Below are 1,608 nucleotides of genomic sequence, written 5' to 3' on the forward strand. Positions count from 1 at the left end.
GGGGGGTGCGGATAAAAACTTGGACTGATTTATGTCGCAAGCCCAAGGCTCACCCGGTATTCGATAGGGCTGAGAGAGCCAAGAGAGATCTTGATCCGCTTCTCGTTGTACCAGCGGATGTACGAGTCAACCGCCTCGATGAGTTGCTCAATGGTGGCGTTCTTCCAGTCTCGAGGATAGAACAGTTCGTTCTTCAGCCGACCGAAGAAGCCTTCGCAAGCTGCGTTGTCAGGTGAGCATGCCTTGCGAGACATCGAGCGGGTGAACTTCGCGTCGCTCATTCTTGATAGCCAACCTGGCCAGCGGTAGTGGCCGCCCCGATCGGAGTGGACCACGGGCCGGTCAGTAGTTTCGGCCACTGTCTCGATGGCTGCATCCAGCATCGTGTTGACCAACTCAGCGTCCGGGCTGGTCCCGATGGTCCAGCTGACGACCATTCCATCGAAGCAGTCGATGATGGGCGAGAGGTACACCTTGCCAGCTGGGATCTGGAACTCCGTGATGTCCGTGAGCCATTTCTCGTTGGGGACCGCGGCCTGGAAGTCGCGGTTGATGAGGTTCTCAGGCGCTGGACTGATCTCCCCAAGATATGACGCATACCTGCGCTTCCTGGGTCTTGGAACAACCAGGCTTTCCTGCTTCATCAACCGCTGAACGACCTTCTCCGAGATCGCGACGTCCTGCCTGGTGAGCGAAGCTTGCAGCCTGCGGTAGCCATAGCAGCGGTGGTTTGACTCAAAGATGTCGGTGATGGATTGCCGCACCTCCAGGTACTTGTCGCCCATCGCTGCACGGGCCCGGTGGTAGAAGTACGAACTACGCGCAAGATCCAACTGTGCAAGGAGCTCTGGCAGGCCATAGTGCTCCCTGAGGGCGTCAATCAGCAGTGTCTTCTCCCGGTTGGACAGGAACTGCAGGTCGACGCCCAGGCCTTTTTTTAACAGTTCGTTGGCCTTGTTCAAGAGGTCCTGCTCGAGGCGCAGTTGCCTGACTTCGCGGCGCAGCGCCTCGACCTGGCGCTCGAGCTCGTCGCGCTCTTGCAAGGACGGAGATTGATTGGTGCTTTTCATGGATGGGGGTGCCTCACGTCCCAGAAGTTGGTTCTTCCAGTTGTACAGCGTTGGCCGGCACACACCGAACTTGTCGGCGACAGCCTGTGCACTTTCCTCACGCGTGCAAAGCTCCATGACTCCAGCCTGCATCAGCTCCCCGGAATGCCTTCGTCGCCCCACACTGCCGACGACAGCCCTTCTGGCCTCAGGAATGGCCTCGCGAATCCAGGAAGTTAGCGTCCCCCTGCCGGGGTAGCCCAATGCCCTCATCGTGGCCGCAATGCAGCGGTCGTGAGTGAGGTAGTGCTCGATCGCTGCCGCCTTCTGTTCCTTCGAGAACTTAGCTGCTCGGCCCGCATAGCCCGCTGGCAAGTCGAGCTTCTGCTGGTACTCGTTGTACCAGCCCTTCAGAGAATTCTTGGTTGGATAACCAAGCTGCCGGATGGTCGGTCTGACGCGTTTGCCCAGCTTGACGTAGAGCTCAACCGCTCGAATCCGATCTTCGTAGGAATACACGAACTACCTCCTGGTAGTCCAAGTTTTCGTCCGCACCCCC

General features: G+C 58.5%; 1 protein-coding gene. It reads right to left on the reverse strand.

Going from position 1 to position 1,608, the window contains the following annotated elements:
• Positions 1–29: 29 nt before the first annotated feature.
• Positions 30–1,568, reverse strand: coding sequence for an IS3 family transposase (locus tag QTI51_RS38900; RefSeq protein WP_286518459.1), 1,539 nt, complete (start codon positions 1,566–1,568; stop codon positions 30–32).
• Positions 1,569–1,608 lie beyond the last annotated feature (40 nt).

Origin of the sequence: Variovorax sp. J22G73, from assembly GCF_030317035.1 — a bacterium.
Classification (GTDB): Bacteria; Pseudomonadota; Gammaproteobacteria; order Burkholderiales; family Burkholderiaceae_C; genus Variovorax.